Source organism: Rhodobacter sp. CZR27, assembly GCF_002407205.1.
GTDB lineage: Bacteria > Pseudomonadota > Alphaproteobacteria > Rhodobacterales > Rhodobacteraceae > Cereibacter_A.
This window is the reverse complement of the sequence record NZ_CP023548.1, coordinates 272,501-290,017: the sequence shown is the minus strand read 5'-3', so window position 1 is coordinate 290,017 and position 17,517 is coordinate 272,501. Positions and strand designations below refer to the sequence as shown.

The window sequence follows — 17,517 nt, the reverse complement described above, 5'->3', positions numbered from 1 at the left end:
ATGGCGAGCGACATGGATTTCAATGGCGCGGACACGCAGGACGCCGCCTTCGACCTCATTCCCGCCAACACGCTGGCGAAGGTCTGCCTGACCATCCGCCCCGGTGGAGCGGGCCCCGAGGGCTGGCTGACCCAGAGCAAGACCAGCACCGCCCTTTACCTCAACACCGAGGCGGTCGTGATGGAGGGGCCGTTCGCCCGTCGCCGCATCTACACTCGGATCGGCTTCCGCGGGAAGGCGGCAGGCGGGCCGGGCGACGATACCTACGGCAACCGTGGGCGTGCCATGATCCGCGGCATCCTTGAATCCGCCCGAGGAGTGCGTGCCGACGATCAGTCGAACGCCGCCCGCGCCGCGCGGATGATCCGCAGCCTCGGCGAGTTGAGCGGGCTGGAGTTCGTGGCGCGCATCGGCATCGAGCGCGACAAGGACAAGCCCGACGACACCGGGCGCAACGTCATAAAGGCCGCGCTCGGCGCCGACCATGCCGAATATGCGCGCCTGCTGGGCAGCGTGCCGCAGCCGCCGCAGCAGGGTCAGTACAACGCGACGGGCGCCCAGCTGTCGAACACCGGCATGGGCCAGTCCGGCACGCCATCGTCCGGTTCCGCACCCTTCTGGGCGCGCTGAGGAGGACGGTCATGATCCCACGCGATTATCAGAGGGCGGCAGTCGATGCCGCCCGCGACCGCACCGCCACCCACGGCAACACCATGCTGGTCCTGCCCACGGGGGCGGGCAAGACGGCCATCGCCGGTTTCTACATCGGCGAGGAACTGGAACACCGGCGACACGACCGCGTCCTGGTGCTGCAGCACACGGACGAGTTGATCGACCAGAACCGGACCTCCATCGGGGCCGTGACCGGAATGGCCACCTCGGTGGTCAAGGCCGAGCAGGACGACTGGGACGGCCGCATCGTCTTCGGAAGCGTCCAGACCCTGGCGCGCGCCAACCGGCGCGAGCGGATGGCGCCGGTCTCGCATCTCGTCATCGACGAATGCCACCGCTCCGCGGCGCAAAGCTATCAGTCCATCATCGACGAGGCCCGGGCGCTCAATCCGGAGATCAAGCTGCTCGGGCTCTCGGCGACGCCGGGTCGCGGCGATGGCCGCAGCCTGCGCCGCACCTTCAGCAATGTCGGCTATCACCTCAAGATCGGCACGCTGATCAGTCGCGGTCTCCTGGTGCCACCGCGCACCTATACCATCGATCTCGGCGTCGAGGACGAACTGGCGGGGCTCGGCGCCACCGCTGGCGATTTCGACATGCGCGCGGCAGACAAGGTGCTGAACCGCTCGGTGCTGAACGAGGCTGTTGTCGAACACTGGCAGGCGAAGGCAGCGGACCGGCGCACCATCTTCTTCTGTGCGACGGTCGACCATGCCGATGCGGTTGCCGAGGCCTTCCGTACGGCGGGCGTCACGGCCGAGACGATCTCGGGCGAGATGCCATCGCGGACGCGCGCCGACCTCATTGCCCGTTTCGACCGGGGCGAGGTGCAGGTGCTGACGAACTGCATGGTCCTGACGGAAGGGTTCGACAGCCAGCCGGTCGGCTGCATCGGCATCCTGCGCCCCATGCTGCACAAGGGCACCTTCATCCAGGCAGTCGGTCGCGGCCTGCGGCGGGTCGATCCCGCGCGTTTTCCCGGCATCGTGAAAACCGACTGCGTCGTGCTCGACTTCGCGGGGGCGGCGCTCCGGCACGGGTCGCTCGAACAGGAGATCACCCTCGACGAGGACGATCCCGAGCCCGGCCAGGCACCTTGGAAACTGTGCCCGACCTGTGAGGCCGAATTGCCGCTTGGAGCATCGGTCTGTGATTTCTGCGGTCACGTCTTCACGCGGGAACGAGCAGAGGCCCGACTGCTGACCGCCTTCGACATGATGGAGATCGACCTGCTGGAGCGGTCCCCGTTCGCCTGGTGCGATCTGCATGGCGACGGCCAGGCGATGATGGCGAGCGGGTTCAAAGGCTGGGCCGGGGTGTTCCATGATGGCGCGCTCTGGCACGCGCTCGGACAGCCGAAAGGCAGGGCGATCCGGCCGCTCGCCATCGGCACCCGGGTGCAGGCGCTCGCCGCCGCAGACGATTTCCTGCGCGCCACCGAGACCGGGACCGCCTCGATCAAGAGCCGTCGCTGGCTGAACGACCCGGCGACGATGAAACAGATGGACCTGCTGCAGCGCGCGGGGCACGAGGCCAATGGGCTGGATTTCAGCCTGTCGAAATACGCCGCCAACTGCCATCTGAACTTCCGTTGGAACCGCGGCGCGATCACCGCTGCCGTTCTTGGCCGTGCGGAGCGGTCGGCTGCATGAAACGCCCCAATCCGCTCCCGCCCGACCAGATGACGCCCACAGAGCGCCGCACGGAGCTGTGCGGCCTGGTGGCGCTCGGGCTGGTTCGGTTGCGGATGCGGGATGAGGGCGAAGTATCTGACGATACTGGAGAACGTTGCCTACACTATCCGCCCGACCAATGCCGTCATGCAACTCCAACTCGCCGGAGAAATGCATGAACAAGCCCGATCCCATCCCCGCGCGCCTGGCCGCGCTCAAGACCACGCCGACGCCCAACCTGAAGAAACAGTGGCGCGACCTGTTCGACAGCGAGCCGCCACCGTTCAACCGCCGCTACCTCGAGTCCCGTCTAGCATACCGCATCCAGGAACTCGCCTATGGCGGACTGAAGCCCGAGACGATCCAGCGGCTGGAGCAGCTTGGCGAGGAACTGGATGGCGGCGACAAGACGAAGCGCGGCATCCGCGCCGATCGCGACCGCCCCATTACCGGCACACGGCTTCTGCGCGAGTGGCAGGGCGTCGAACAGATCGTCACCGTCACCGCGGACGGCTTCGAATGGCAGGGGCGGCCCTACAAGTCGCTGTCCGCGATCGCCCGCGCGATCACCGGCACGCGCTGGAACGGCTGGGTCTTCTTCGGGCTCAAGAACCACAGGGGGCGGAAATGACGAAGCCGCCCGAGAAATCCAAGATCGTCCGCAAGCTGCGCTGCGCCGTCTACACCCGCAAATCTTCCGAGGAAGGGCTAGAGCAGGAGTTCAACAGCCTTCATGCCCAACGCGAAGCCTGCGAGGCATACATCGCCAGCCAGCGCTCCGAGGGCTGGGTGCTGGTCCGCGATCAGTATGACGACGGCGGCATCTCGGGCGGCACGCTGGAACGCCCTGGATTGAAGCGCCTGCTGGAGGATATCGAGGACGGGCTGGTCGATGTGGTGGTGGTCTACAAGATCGACCGTCTCAGCCGCTCGCTGGCCGACTTCGCCAAGTTGGTCGAGGTGTTCGACCGGAACGGTGTGACCTTCGTCTCGGTGACGCAGTCGTTCAACACGACCACGTCGATGGGGCGGCTGACGCTGAACATCCTGCTCAGCTTCGCCCAGTTCGAACGCGAGGTGACCGCCGAGCGCATCCGCGACAAGGTCGCCGCCAGTCGAAAGAAGGGCATGTGGATGGGCGGGGTGCCGCCCTACGGCTACCGCGTCGAGAACCGCAAGCTGGTCATCGACGAAGAAACCGCCGCGCATGTGCGCTGGATCTTTGCACGCTTCCTCGAGATCGGGTCCTGCACGGAACTGGCGCGGGAGGTCGGCACGCGCGGTATCCGGACGCCGCGCGGCAACCGGATCGACAAGAAGTACATCTATCGGATGCTCAGCAACCGCGCCTACATCGGCGAGGCGGTCCACAAGGGCGACAGCTATCCGGGCGAGCACGACGCCATCGTCGACTGCGAGGTTTGGGACAAGGTTCACGCCATCCTGCAGGAGAGTCCCCGGAAGCGCGCCTCGCGGACCCGCGCCGAGACGCCCGCGCTGTTGAAGGGGTTGCTGTTCGGTCCCGATGGCGCCGCCTTCTCGCCGACGCACACGCGCAAGGGCTCTAGGCTCTACCGCTACTATGTCAGCCAGACCGTGCTGAAGCATGGCGCTGGATGCTGCCCCATCGGCCGCGTGCCAGCAGGGGAGATAGAGGCCGCCGTCATTGATCAGCTGCGCGCCGTGTTCCGCCAGCCTGAGATCGTGGCGGGTACTTTCAGAGCGGCGCGGACGCAGGACGAGGACATCACCGAGGCCGACGCCCGTGCGGCCCTGCAGCAGCTCGACCCGCTGTGGGACGAACTATTCCCCGCCGAGCAGACGCGCATCGTGGCGCTGCTGGTCGAGCGAGTCGATATCGGGGCCGACGGCCTGAACGTGCGGCTGCGCGTCGATGGCCTTGGCGGCCTCGCGCGCGAGATGCTGGCAGGATACATGGGGGCGGCTGCATGACCAGCGGCAAGCCGGTTCCCGAGACGGTGACGCTCCACGTCCCGTTTCGCGTCGTGAAGCGCGGCGGGCGGAAGGAGATGCAGCTGCCAGAGGGCGCTGCGCAGCCGCGAAGGCCCGACAGCGCACTTATCAAGGCGCTGGCGCGCGCCTTCCGCTGGAAGCGGATGTTGGAGTCCGGAGAGTTCACGACGATAACCGAATTGGCCGAGCGCGAGGGGATCGCGCCCTCCTACATGACCCGTGTGCTCAAGCTCACAATGCTGTCGCCACACCTCGTGGAGGCCATCTTGGATGGTCGGCACCCTGAACACATTACGCTGGACAGGATGATCGGCCAAGTTTCCGCTGATTGGTCGGAGCACCACACCTTATTGGCCCGCAACATAGCCAAACCGAACACTGATGCCAGAAGTGCGATGCGACGCGCATCAACTATGCCTTCACAGGCATCTTCCAGGCAGACGGCATGAGCACCGCAGCAAAACGGCGCCTGCCTAGAACCTTGCGGTGAGCCCCTGGAAAGGGTACTGAGAGGTGGGATGAATGCTCAAAAGTGCGCATTTATCACGATTAGTGCGACCTTCGGGACGCATGCGGAGAGGGAGGTCAGGCCCCAGATGAAGCTATCCGTGTTGTTGTCAGATGACGAAGGTGAGCGCTTCTGCGTGTATTGCGCCGAAAAGGGTCACAAGAAATCTACGTTGATTGCTAGGCTCATACGCGAACATCTTGATCGGGAGGCCTTTTCCACCCAGCGCTCGCTCTTTCCCCAAAGGGAAAGCGCGATGCCCAAAGAACGCCCTGTGCGAAAGACAAGAGTTGAGTGAGAAAAAGAAACGTGCAGAGGGGGCGCAAATCATGCCACAGGACAAAGATAGCGCGATAAGGCGCTCATCAAACTACCGCAAATCGGAAAAGAAAATAACCCAAGAGGTGAGCGATCGGCAACTTTCCAAAATGATCGCCAGAACTGAAAGCCTGCCCAACATCGGAGTAGTCGATTTTTTCTGCGGGGCTGGAGGTGTTAGCATAGGCCTAAAGGCTATTAGCGGCCCTGCAAAGTTCGAGATCATCGAGGGAATCGACAATGATCAGCATTGCGCCCGAACATTTGAGACTATGGTCGGGGCTCCATGCGATCGTGTGGATATTCTTGAGATAGCAAATTCAGAAGCGGCGCTCGCTGCAAAAATGGCTTCTTGGCAGCTTGAGCGCTTTGACAAGATACTCTTGGTAGGCTGTGCACCATGCCAAGGGTTTGCAGCACACCGTAAGTCATTTATGGAGGACGATCCCCGCCGCAACCTCTTTGAGGCTTTCTGCCGGATTGCGGCGGTCGTTCAGCCGGATGCAATTCTCATGGAGAACGTACCGGACCTGTTCTCTGCTGGTCACTGGCCCCATTTCGCGGCGGGACGCGAACGACTTGCAAAAAGCGGTTTTGAGGTTCGTGCAGGGATTTATAACCTTGCAGGCTTTGGCCTGCCTCAGGAGCGCTTCCGGGCTGTGGTGATGGCATTTCGCGCAGCCTTTGTTCTTCCAGCCGCTCCGATTCACCCTGGGGAGTATCGCACCGTACGAGAAGCGATCGGGAACCTACCCAAACTCGCGTCGGGCGAGAAGGATCCGCGCGACCCTATGCATGTCGCATCGAAGCATCGTCCGAGCACGCTAGAGATCCTTCGGCAGATACCGAAGGATGGCGGCAACCGACCGGTTGGTGTCGGGCCCGCATGCCTTGATCGAACGCGAGCCACACACGGCGGATACACTGATGTCTACGGGCGGCTGCCGTGGGACAAGCCGTCAGTCACGATCACAGCGCGATGCCGGACGCCCTCTTGCGGCCGCTTTGCACATCCAGAGCAAGATCGAGGACTCACTACCCGTGAGGCCGCGCTGCTACAGGGGTTCCCTCCAGACTATCTTTTTTCAGGGCCGTTCGATGACGGTTTCAAGCAAGTTGGGAATGCTGTCTCACCACTGGTTGCTCAGCGACTTGGAGAGTTCGTAGCCGCACAATTGGTGGGTCAATCAACGGATAAATGGTTGGAAGGGGTGCCGCCCATTGAGGTGAGCGGTGCGGTGGGGCCAGGGTTCGCAGTGACGATTAACGGAATAAAGCGCCAAAGGACAAGAAAACATGCAGCTGCTTAATCAAAGGAGCTGCGATCTGGCTTTGGAACCGATGATAAAAAAAGAACTCTACACGCCCAAGGCGATTGACTTGTTCTGTGGCGCTGGAGGTCTATCTCTCGGTTTAACTTCTGCAGGGTACAGAATTGCTGCAGCCTTAGACAACGACCCAATTGCCACCCGAACCTACGAACGCGCTCTGGGGTCGCATGTCGATACTGCTTCAATCGAAGAGGTGTCAGGCAAAGAGATACTTGGCCGCGCAAACCTAGGCCGAGGCGACTGCATGCTCTTAGCTGGTGGCCCCCCCTGCCAAGGATTTTCTGTCCAGCGACGTGGCGATCGAGAGGATGCAAGGAACGGGCTTGTACTGCACTTCATGCGTCTCGTGGAGGAGGTGCGGCCTCAATTTTTCCTGATGGAGAATGTCGGTGGCTTGCTTAGCAAGCACGGAAAGCCATTCCTGAAAGAAATGGCGGAGCGCGCCGCGCGACTGAACTATATAATCCATATCGAACTTCTGGATGCTGCCGATTATGGCGTTCCCCAAGTGCGAAAACGTGCATTCTTGGTTGGCGAGCATGCTCCAGACCTTATTCCTAGGTTCCGGTTTCCCAAGAGAACGCACTCGACCCGGCGCGTTACTGTCCGCGATGCTATCGGCGATCTTCCCACGCCGCCAGCAGATGGCAGCCCCCACCCTGGCATCCCAAATCACTACCGAGAGGCCCGTTTATCAAAGCTAAATTTGGAGCGAATCCGTCATGTTCCGCCTGGAGGCGGACGCGAGCATCTGCCTGTGCACTTGCAACTAGCTTGCCACGTGAACAATCCGGGACATCGACATATGGATGTCTACGGGAGACTGTCGTGGGACGAGCCGTCCGTGACCCTGACGGCGAGATTTGACAGCTTTACGCGCGGAAGGTTCGGTCATCCCGACGACGACCGCAGCCTTACTGTTCGAGAAGGTGCTCGTTTGCAGACTTTCCCGGACCACTTCGTGTTCGAGGGCAACCGCGAGCAGGGAGCTCGCCAGGTTGGGAATGCTGTCCCACCTCTTTTGGCTCAGCGCATCGGTGCGGCAATCATCGAGGCGGCTGCAGCTAGACAAGAAGGTCGACTCTTGGCGCTCCCGTGAGAGCGTGTCCATCAAGAGCGGTCTGTTGACAGCGCTTATCTAAGCTTGGACTGTTACACACAAGCAAACTCGAGGTGCGCGTCTTGGTGGAAACAGCCGAAGATACTGCCGCTACGGCAGCAGAAATCCCGTCAACGATTACTGTAGAAACTGCACCAGACGGAGCGCTCAGGTGGCCCGCACCGGATAGGGACTCTCCGCAAATCGGCGTCTTCACCGGCGGCTACACGCCGGACAAGACGATCGGCGCCTTGCTCCAAATGGAAGGACGGTCGGGGCGCAACGAGGATGACGTCAAGGCAGTCACCGGCCAAGAGATCAAGCGTCCACGGCGCTGGCATAAGATATTCGAACGAATGGGCATCCTGTATCCGGGCGAGGGCGCGACCAGGTTGGCAAGGCTAGGTCGATTGTTGCGAGAAGCGGCGCGCCCGGACGGAATGAAGAGGGTGATAGCGGTAGAAGTGCTCGATGTCCTGAGGCGCTACCAGTTCGACAATCCAGCAGAACGCAGCCTTCCAGACGGAAACAGCGTTCACCCCTATTGGGTCGTCCTGCGAGCTGCCTCCCAACTAGATTGGAAGATTCACTGGGACGAGGTGAACCGCGAGCTGATGCGTCTCCTACATGACAACGAGACAGACGCTGCCATTGAACGCATACGGATAGCCCGGCAGGATCCTGGATATGGGGCGTTCATCGGAAAAGCGGCCAATGCAGCAGGACTTTTGAATGCTCGAACCCATCCTGCAGAAGAGAACGCACCAGAAGGAAAGACTCCAGAAGGACAGCTACGAGACCAACGAATGACGCCTTTTCTCAAGCGCGCCGGATTTGGCGAACTGCTGCTAGCGTCGCCTGGCGCCGCAGGGGGCGGTTACTGGAGGATTCCAGATGATGTTCGCGATGTGGTTTCTGCTGCGGTTTCGAAGAATCCAGCTTCCAAATCTTTCTCAACCGCACAGGAGTGGATTGAGTGGTTCTGTGAAGGGACCGCTGCGTCCAGAGAGGCATCAGCACCACCACCACCACCTTCTGTGGCAACGCCAATCCCAGATTTGACCTTATCAATTCTGAAGAAGGCCTTAAGCGACCATGAGCCCGATTTAGTATTTTCTGATGATCTGCTTGCCTCCCTTATTGCGGCGATCCGGTCGGGAGACGGCAAGAACTTCATCATTCTGCGAGGCGTTAGTGGGACCGGAAAATCTCGGTTGGTATCGGCCTTGGCAAAAGCGGTTTACGGTCAGCCAGCTGTTGATCGACCACACTTAACAATAATCGAAGTGCGGCCAGACTGGACTGATGGGACGCAATTGCTGGGTCACTACGATCCAATAGGCGCAAAATATGTCCGCGCTCCGTTTCTGGATGCAATGCTCACTGCCGCCGAAGAGGCAGTTCCTGTATTTGTATGCCTAGATGAGATGAACCTCGCACGTGTTGAGTATTACTTGGCGGACTGCCTAAGTGCGATGGAATCTGGAAATGAGATCATCCTCGACACTCGAGGCGATGCAACAATTGCAAATAGTGTCAAATGGTCACCAAATATTTTTCTCTTTGGAACGGTGAACATCGACGAATCAACACTCCGCATCAGTGATAAGGTCTTGGATCGCGCCCAGGTGATAGATACCAGTGATGTCGACCTTACCTCATCATTAGAAAAGTGGCTCAGTGAAGCTTCAGCCCTCGATGAAGGGGAGCGCATCCGAACAAAGGAGATCCTGGAAGGTACGTGGAAGACATTGCGCGTAGTTGACGCTCACTTCGGTTTCCGCACCGCTCGCGCGGTTATCCGCTTCGTAAACGAGGCCAAAGCCAGCTCCGATGGTGCGCTGACCGTCGATTCAGCTATCGACGCTCAACTTTGCCAAAAGGTTCTGACAAAAATGCGGGGCGAAGGCGAGCATTGGTCGGAGCCACTAAGGCGGTTGGAAGAAATATTCCAGAAGCTCGGCCTCCAGAGCCGATCCGCGACTGTGCTCGGGCGAATGCGTCGCGATCTCGAGCGCTTCGGGAGTTTTCAGTTTTGGAACTGACTTTGATGGTCAGAGTGGCTGGGCACGCAAAAATTTATATGGTTCTCCCGGATTGCGATGTACCGAAAGGAGTAATCGCTGAAAATCGGCGACTTGAGTTTAGCGTTGAGATCGATGGAAGGCCACCTGATCATAGAAGCGAGCTTTACCTGAATGACATTGCGCTGCCGCGCTTTACGCGAGGTGGCGAAACTGTATTTCTTTTTGAGAACGAGTTCTTCGCCGGTGATTTGCGCATCGCAATAATCAGAGAAGGTCAAGTCTTGATCATGGCGGAGGTCGAAGTTGATGCCGACCTCGCGAAACTCACGCGAGACGAGTACGCGACAATGGTGTCCGAGACGTCGCGCGCAACACTTGCGCTTTATCGGCTGGGTGTTGTTACAATGCCAGCGTCCGCCAGCGCCAACGGACTTCGATGTGACGTTGTCACCCTCGAGCTTATACGAACAAACTTTGTCCGCTTTGAGCGGGCGGTATCGCGTATTGCAGATCATCCTGTTCGCCTTCTTGAGTCGATGTCGGAGGAGGTCGACGTTGCGCGCGCACGCCGGATCGATGATCGGACTATTTTGGCTGCTCTCCGCTCCCCGCATTCGAGGGCGGCAACAGTGGCCGAATTGGCTTCAGCTCCAAGGCTCGTTGGCGCACTGGGTGGTAGGTGGGCGCCAAGGCTAAGGCAGACGAAGCGAGAGGAAACTGTAGACGCGTATGAGAACAGGGTAATCGTCGGGTTTATGCGCTGGCTCCGCTCCGTGATCGCAGACTTAACGGAGCGCTTCTCAGTCGGCGCTACAGTGGAACTACCCGCGGGTACAGAAGCCCTTTGGTCGGCGCGCGTATCCCGGTGGCGCAACAGAATTGCCAACTTGGAGCGTCGTTCAATCTTCTCGGGACTACGGCCCGAGCACGGATTGCGGGCGACGAGCGTTTTTCGGATGCATCCTGACTATGCTGCAGCCTTTTCGGCGATGAGCAGAATGCGAGCGGGATTGGGGGCAGCAGGCTTAGCCCGTCCAAATCTTTCCGTCGATAGAACATATCGACTATATGAAATCTGGTGCTACGTCAGCCTTTTAGCCGCTGCCGCCAGTGTTTTTCCAAATTCGCGCGTTCGAATCGCAGAAGTACTGCGGGGGTGCGAGGATGGGAGAGCCTTCGGGACAGTGCTTGCACAGGGTGGTGCTGGGAATATACCACTCGAGGAAACCCTGATACTCACCTATCAAAGACGCGTGACACGCAAACCCGCGGCTGACGGGGTCAGGACTCCTCTTGTAGAAGCGATTCCCGATATTGTCCTGAGCCGTCTTGATCCTTCCGGTCGTTGCACTGGAATGGTCGTGCTTGATCCGAAATATCGCTCGGGAAGCTCCCTTAACGCGGGAGTTCAAGATCTGCATGCCTACCGGGATTCAATTCTAGGATACGATGATAAGCCTGTGGTTCGTGGAGCAGTGGTAATGGCGCCGCGGCCTAGCGATCTGCCGATCCTCAAGGGCCCAATTCCTTTTAATATGCCGGCTATCGCCGAAGTTCGGCCGGCACATGACCAAGGGGTGTTTGAACGCTTGCTGACGCGATCCGTGGAGATGCTGTCTAGCACCCATTGCGTTGCATGAGGCGTTGTTCTCCAGTCTGCCTGGGCGAGTTTTCGCGGCGTTGGTTCAGGTTTTTGTACATAACTTCCCTAAGGCACGAGCATTGGAGGCCGCAACGGATAATGTCGATAAGGTAACCCGTTCTCGGATGATGTCCGCCGTGCGGGGAAAGAATACAAAGCCTGAGTTGGCTCTCAGGCGGGCATTGCACGCGCGCGGTTTCCGCTTCCGGCTTCATGCCGGCAAGGTTCACGGTCGACCGGACCTTGTCCTTCCGAAGTATCGCGCCGTGGTCTTCGTGCACGGCTGCTTCTGGCACCGACACCAGGGGTGCCGCTACGCCACCATCCCCTCGACCCGTTCCGAGTTCTGGCAGGCGAAGTTCGACGCGAACGTCGCTCGGGACAGTGCTGTTCGCAGAAAGCTCCTCGAAGACGGATGGCGCGTGGCAACGGTATGGGAGTGCGCCCTACGGAAGCAGGAACAGGTTGGCGCCAGCATTGGTCTTCTCGCGGTCTGGCTGCCCGTAGGGCCCGCTACCATCGAGATCGGTGTAAGTGACATTCCGCATTGCGGGATCATCGCTGCCGATTGAGATCGTGGCGGCTGAACAGTCACCTCGTTGCTTCGCCGATGTCGATGTTTTCCGATTTCGGTTCCATTTCGAAGCACGCCCCTGAAATCGAAGTGTTCCATAGAAGGTTGAAAAATTGGCTTACTTTCAATGGGTTAAATGATCTTCACCAAATCCATGCAGGCAACAGGTCCGGAGAATATTGGCCCAGAGAGACCACTTTCGGTCCTCCTTGCACCCAGCTCAGTGCTCAGCCCCTCCCGCATAACCCTCGAAAACAAAGGAAAAATCCGGCCGCTGCCGGGTCCGGAGAACGCTTTCGCGAGGGCAAGTGGCGGAGACGAAGGGATTCGAACCCTCGAGACCCTTTAGAGGTCTGCACCCTTAGCAGGGGTGTGCCTTCGACCGCTCGGCCACGTCTCCGCAGACCCGTATAGGGATCAAGGCCAAGGAGAACAAGCGATTTTTTGGCCGCGCGCTCGGCCCTTGGCAACGGCCTATTTCTCGGATTTGAAGGTCTGCATCCCGGGCCAGAAACCGCGCAAGACCGATGTGAGATACGACAAGAGGCGTTACAAGCGGCGCAACCGCATCGAGATCATGTTCGGGCGAGTCAAGGACTGGCGACGAGTCGCTACCCGATATGACCGCTGCCCGGACACCTTCTTCTCCGCTATCGCACTCGCAGCCATCGTCCTGTTCTGGAACTGAAAATCAATGAGTCTGGACCCTAAGATCTGTTGAAGGAGAGCTCTATGCTTCCCTTACTTCGTTCAGCCTGAACAACGCGGTCAGGCGGCCGCGATGCTGTGGTGCTGAAATCTGTCGTGCCGGATCGCCGTCAGGACGAGGGTGATGATGGCGGCAAGAAGCTTCCTCAGGTGGGCGAGGATCTTGCGGATGTTGTGGCCGCAGCCGCAGAGGACGGCGAAGAGGGCGTCTCCGAGGGTGCCTTTCAGGTAGCAGCGGGCGAGGCGGCCATCGGTCTTCATGTGGCCGATCGCGGGCTCGATGCTGCTGCGCCGTCGGAGCGCCTTCGCCAGCGAGGGCGTCAGGCCGCGGCGGGTGCCGCTGATCAGCACCTGGGTATGTTCGACGCCGTGGCCCTTGTAGCCGCGATCGACGACAGCCCGCTTCGGCGGGTGGCCGGTGAGGATCGCCACCTGCTCCAGCGCCTCGCCGAGGGTGTGGCCGTCGCAAGGGTTCCCCGGCAGCGAGCGCGTGCCCACCACGAAGCTGCCCGTCAGCGTGGTGGCGATGCTGACCTTGGTGCCGAACTCGTAGCGCACCCGAGCCTTGCCCTTGGAGATGCAGTCGACCTCCGGCTCATGCAGTGAATAGATCTTGCCGGGATCCTTCGGCTTCTGGTGGAGCAGCCGCGAGACCAGCACGAGCTTGTCGAGCATCCGCTCGCGCAGCGGCCCCGCGGGGATCTCGTCGAGCTGCCGCCGGATGTCCCGCATCACGCGGCCGGTGTAGCCTTTCTGCGTTCTCAAGGCCTTGCGCATGCGCCGGAACTGCTTCGCGTGGGCGTAGCGCCCCACCTGCGCCGCCAGCCGCGGTGCCAGGGGGCGTAGCTTTGGCGCAGCTCGATCCCGGCGTCCCGGGCCAGACCCACCAGCTGCGCCCGCGCGCGTTCGTAGAGGCGGGAGTCCGTCGGGTGCGCGATGTTCTTTTCCATGACGGTCGTGTCGACCGCCACCTCGTCGAGGCAGGCATCGTCGACGGCACCCGATTTCCGCCCGGCCTCGATGGTCTTCGTCAGCAGCCATTCGACTCCCTCTTCCCCGATCCGCTTCCGCCAGCGGATGAGCGAGGTGGGATCGATCGGCGGGCGGTGCTGAAAGAAGGTCTCCCCGGTGAAATGCTGAAAGTAGGGGTTCTCGACCCAGCGCGCGACCACAGCCTCGTCCGACAGCCGGAACGCGTGCTGCAGGTAGAGCAGCCCCGCGACCAGCCGCGGCGAGGTCGCCGGCCGTCCGGTGCTGGACGGGAAGAAGCCCGCCCATTCGCGCTCGAAGAACTCCCAGTCGATCAGCCCCGCCAGCGTGACCAGCTCGTGGCGCAGGTCGATCATGTCGACGAGGCGCGGCCGGAAGAGGTCATTCCGCTCGGGCGGACGGGGACGGTGCTTCATGCGGCGGGCCAAAATTGCAGGGTTACGGGCGGAATCCTATGAAATCATGCAGGCCATGGCGACTGAAACCTCGGCTTTCACGCGCTGTATCAACCACTTCCGTGTTGTTCAGGCCGGACTACGTGAAGCCCCAGCAATCAAGAGACTTGAGATCGGCTACGTTGGTAAGCATCTGCGGATCGTCTCGCAGAACTAATGCAACCTCTATCCGGTTGGCCTCGGTCCACTGCGGTTTTCGCGCGCTCCGCGTCCTGCGCGGCTACTATCCCACTGGAGTCGCACGCGGAATTTGTCCGTTTGTTGACCTATTGTTGACCCGCGCGTTAGAACGCAAAAAACCGCCCCAATGGGCGGCCGGTAACGTCTTGATCTTACGTTGTTTTTTGGTTGCGGGGGCAGGATTTGAACCTGCGGCCTTCAGGTTATGAGCCTGACGAGCTACCGGGCTGCTCCACCCCGCGGCCGTTTTGCGTCTTGAGCGATTGTTTGCTTCTGACGCGGATGATTTTGATCGTTCTGGAGATTTCGTTTCTTTTCAGGTCTGGCGGCGACCTACTCTCCCACGTCTTGAGACGCAGTACCATTGGCGCGACGGCACTTAACGGCCGAGTTCGGGATGGGATCGGGTGTTTTGCTCGTGCTATGGCCACCAGACCGGAGAAGAAACGACAACATCAGGCTTATGCTTGTTCCAGGTCGTGCTGCTTTCTGATCTGGGGTAGAGCGAGGTTATGAGCCTTGCTGTTACCGGGTCAGATCAAGCCAATCGGGCAATTAGTACCAGTCAGCTGAATGCGTTGCCGCACTTACACCTCTGGCCTATCGACGTGGTGGTCTTCCACGGCCCTCAAGGGAGACCTTGTTTTGAAGGGGGCTTCCCGCTTAGATGCCTTCAGCGGTTATCCTGTCCGAACATAGCTACCCAGCACTGCCGTTGGCACGACAACTGGTCCACCAGTGGTTCGTTCACCCCGGTCCTCTCGTACTAGGGGCAACTCTTCTCAAGTCTCCTACACCCACGGCAGATAGGGACCGAACTGTCTCACGACGTTCTAAACCCAGCTCACGTACCTCTTTAAATGGCGAACAGCCATACCCTTGGGACCTGCTCCAGCCCCAGGATGAGATGAGCCGACATCGAGGTGCCAAACGATGCCGTCGATATGGACTCTTGGGCATCATCAGCCTGTTATCCCCAGAGTACCTTTTATCCGTTGAGCGATGGCCCTTCCACTCGGGACCACCGGATCACTATGGCCGACTTTCGTCTCTGCTCGACTTGTCAGTCTTGCAGTCAGGCGGGCTTCTGCCATTGCACTCGACGACCGATTTCCGACCGGTCTGAGCCCACCATCGCGCGCCTCCGTTACTGTTTGGGAGGCGACCGCCCCAGTCAAACTACCCACCACGCAGGGTCCCGGATCCGGATGACGGACCGCGGTTAGACATCAAGAATGCGAAGGGTGGTATCTCAAGGTTGGCTCCACGGGAACTGGCGTCCCCGCTTCGATGCCTACCACCTATCCTGCACATCACATTCCTGATGCCAGTGCGAAGCTATAGTAAAGGTTCATGGGGTCTTTCCGTCTAACCGCGGGAAGTGTGCATCTTGACACACAGTTCAATTTCGCTGAGTCCACATCAGAGACAGCGGGGAGATCGTTACGCCATTCGTGCAGGTCGGAACTTACCCGACAAGGAATTTCGCTACCTTAGGACCGTTATAGTTACGGCCGCCGTTTACTGGGGCTTCAATTCAAGGCTTGCACCTCTCCTTTTAACCTTCCAGCACCGGGCAGGCGTCAGACCCTATACGTCGCCTTACGGCTTCGCAGAGCCCTGTGTTTTAAGTAAACAGTCGCCACCCCCTGGTTTGTGCCCCCCGCCCATGCTTGCGCACAGACGGGGCCTCCTTCTCGCGAACTTACGGAGGCATTTTGCCGAGTTCCTTTGATGTGGTTCTCTCAAGCGCCTTGGTATACTCTACCAGTCCACCTGTGTCGGTTTAGGGTACGGTCTGATGGAGGGCTATTTCCAGGGACCGCTCAGCAGCCCGGCCAATCCGATAAGGCCGAACTACACCTGCGATCCGTCACATCCTCCTGGCCCAGGAATATTAACCTGGTTCCCATCGACTACGCCTTTCGGCCTCGCCTTAGGGGCCGGCTCACCCTGCTCAGATTAGCTTTAAGCAGGAACCCTTGGACTTTCGGCGACAGGGTCTCTCACCCTGTTTGTCGCTACTCATGTCAACATTCTCGCTTCCGATCTCTCCACCGGATGCCTTACGGCCCGGCTTCACAGAAAGCTTCGCGTCTCTGTCTCCCCGGAGGGATAAGAGACATGAAGCTATATCACGGAACGCTCCGCTACCACGCACATTGCTGTGCATCCTGAGCTTCGGCTCGTGGCTTGAGCCCCGTTACATCTTCGCCGCAGGACAGCTTGTCTAGACCAGTGAGCTGTTACGCTATCTTTAAAGGATGGCTGCTTCTAAGCCAACCTCCTGGTTGTTTTGGCCGTCCCACATGCTTTCCCACTTAGCCACGAATTGGGGGCCTTAGCTGCAGGTCAGGGTTGTTTCCCTCTTCACGACGGACGTTAGCACCCGCCGTGTGTCTCCCGGATAGTACTCTCGGGTATTCGGAGTTTGCTTAGACTCAGTAAGGCTGTGGGCCCCCATCATCCATGCAGTGCTCTACCCCCCGAGGTATTCGTCCGAGGCGCTACCTAAATAGCTTTCGCGGAGAACCAGCTATCTCCAGGTTTGATTGGCCTTTCACCCCTAGCCACAAGTCATCCAGACCCTTTTCAACGGGTGTTGGTTCGGACCTCCATCAGGTGTTACCCTGACTTCATCCTGCTCATGGCTAGATCACCTGGTTTCGGGTCTGATCCCACGAACTCGACGCCCTTTTAAGACTCGCTTTCGCTGCGCCTCCACCTATCGGCTTAAGCTTGCTCGTGAGACCAAGTCGTTGACCCATTATACAAAAGGTACGCCGTCAGGTCTCATGGACCCTCCGACTGCTTGTAGGCGTCCGGTTTCAGGTACTGTTTCACTCCCCTCGTCGGGGTGCTTTTCACCTTTCCCTCACGGTACTGGTTCGCTATCGGTCAGCAAGGAGTACTTAGCCTTCGGGGGTGGTCCCCCGATCTTCAGACAGGATTTCACGTGTCCCGCCCTACTTGATATGTCTCCTGGAGCTTCCTGTACGGGGCTGTCACCCTGTATCGCTGGCCTTTCCAGGCCATTCCAGTCACTCTTCGGAGATCGGCTGGTCCGCGTTCGCTCGCCACTACTAGCGGAGTCTCTGTTGATTTCCTTTCCTCCGGGTACTTAGATGTTTCAGTTCCCCGGGTTCGCTTCAAAACCCCTATGTATTCAGGGTAATGATACCTGGTTTTGCCCATTGATGATCCTGCGCTTCCCCACTCGCGGACAATGTCCTCAAGTAGCGAAGCGGTAGGACAACAATGAACAATCAGGTGGGTTTCCCCATTCGGAGATCCATGGATCAAAGCCTATTCCCGGCTCCCCATGGCTTAACGCAGGGTATCACGTCCTTCATCGCCTCTTGCTGC

9 protein-coding genes, 2 tRNA genes, 2 rRNA genes and 3 pseudogenes (1 of these 16 running past the window's edge) are annotated in these 17,517 nt (G+C 59.6%); 11 read left to right on the top strand and 5 right to left on the bottom strand.

Annotation, left to right across the window (positions count from 1 at the left end; translation table 11 throughout):
- From CK951_RS01450 to CK951_RS01405, 10 genes and pseudogenes are all read left to right on the top strand, one after another.
- Positions 1-630 carry a hypothetical protein gene (locus CK951_RS01450; protein ID WP_096784473.1) on the top strand — a complete coding sequence of 210 codons (630 nt, stop codon included), beginning with the start codon at positions 1-3 and terminating at the stop codon, positions 628-630.
- Positions 631-641: 11 nt separating this feature from the next.
- Positions 642-2,324 (top strand): DEAD/DEAH box helicase, encoded by a 1,683-nt coding sequence (locus CK951_RS01445; protein ID WP_096784472.1) that lies wholly within the window; start codon positions 642-644, stop codon positions 2,322-2,324.
- A gap of 196 nt (positions 2,325-2,520) precedes the next feature.
- Positions 2,521-2,976, top strand: a complete 456-nt coding sequence (locus tag CK951_RS01435; RefSeq protein ID WP_096784470.1) for a DUF2924 domain-containing protein — start codon at positions 2,521-2,523, stop codon at positions 2,974-2,976.
- Positions 2,973-4,298, top strand: coding sequence for a recombinase family protein (locus tag CK951_RS01430; RefSeq protein WP_096784469.1), 1,326 nt, complete (start codon positions 2,973-2,975; stop codon positions 4,296-4,298). Before CK951_RS01435 ends, CK951_RS01430 begins: the two co-directional genes overlap by 4 nt.
- Positions 4,295-4,598, top strand: a pseudogene (locus CK951_RS01425) (hypothetical protein); the annotation flags it as partial. The gene CK951_RS01430 and the pseudogene CK951_RS01425, both read left to right, overlap by 4 nt.
- 519 nt (positions 4,599-5,117) lie before the next feature.
- Positions 5,118-6,455 (top strand): DNA cytosine methyltransferase, encoded by a 1,338-nt coding sequence (locus CK951_RS01420; protein WP_157764491.1) that lies wholly within the window; start codon positions 5,118-5,120, stop codon positions 6,453-6,455.
- The gene (locus CK951_RS01415) at positions 6,442-7,575 is read left to right on the top strand and encodes a DNA cytosine methyltransferase (protein ID WP_198402381.1); all 1,134 of its coding nucleotides are present in this window, start codon (positions 6,442-6,444) and stop codon (positions 7,573-7,575) included. The genes CK951_RS01420 and CK951_RS01415 overlap by 14 nt, the downstream gene beginning before the upstream one ends.
- 83 nt (positions 7,576-7,658) lie before the next feature.
- The gene (locus tag CK951_RS20910) at positions 7,659-9,620 is read left to right on the top strand and encodes an McrB family protein (RefSeq protein WP_157764490.1); all 1,962 of its coding nucleotides are present in this window, start codon (positions 7,659-7,661) and stop codon (positions 9,618-9,620) included.
- 5 nt (positions 9,621-9,625) lie between these two features.
- Positions 9,626-11,242, top strand: a complete 1,617-nt coding sequence (locus CK951_RS22045) for a DUF2357 domain-containing protein (protein WP_096784467.1) — start codon at positions 9,626-9,628, stop codon at positions 11,240-11,242.
- Between the two features lie 127 nt (positions 11,243-11,369).
- Positions 11,370-11,816 carry a very short patch repair endonuclease gene (locus CK951_RS01405; RefSeq protein ID WP_096784466.1) on the top strand — a complete coding sequence of 149 codons (447 nt, stop codon included), beginning with the start codon at positions 11,370-11,372 and terminating at the stop codon, positions 11,814-11,816.
- Positions 11,817-12,127: 311 nt separating this feature from the next.
- On the opposite strand, the gene CK951_RS01400 is transcribed toward CK951_RS01405, so the two are convergent.
- Positions 12,128-12,218 (bottom strand) — tRNA-Ser (locus CK951_RS01400).
- Positions 12,219-12,305: 87 nt separating this feature from the next.
- Between CK951_RS01400 and CK951_RS01395 the strand changes: the two are divergent.
- Positions 12,306-12,506, top strand: a pseudogene (locus CK951_RS01395) (transposase); the annotation flags it as partial.
- 80 nt (positions 12,507-12,586) lie between these two features.
- Here the strand turns inward: CK951_RS01395 and CK951_RS01390 are convergent.
- From CK951_RS01390 to CK951_RS01375, 4 genes and pseudogenes are all read right to left on the bottom strand, one after another.
- Positions 12,587-13,932 (bottom strand): annotated as a pseudogene (locus CK951_RS01390) (IS5 family transposase).
- A 384-nt stretch (positions 13,933-14,316) separates the two neighbouring features.
- Positions 14,317-14,393 (bottom strand) — tRNA-Met (locus CK951_RS01385).
- Between the two features lie 78 nt (positions 14,394-14,471).
- A 5S ribosomal RNA gene (gene rrf / locus CK951_RS01380) occupies positions 14,472-14,586 on the bottom strand.
- A 99-nt stretch (positions 14,587-14,685) separates the two neighbouring features.
- Positions 14,686-17,517, bottom strand: a 23S ribosomal RNA gene (locus CK951_RS01375); it runs 36 nt beyond the window's last position.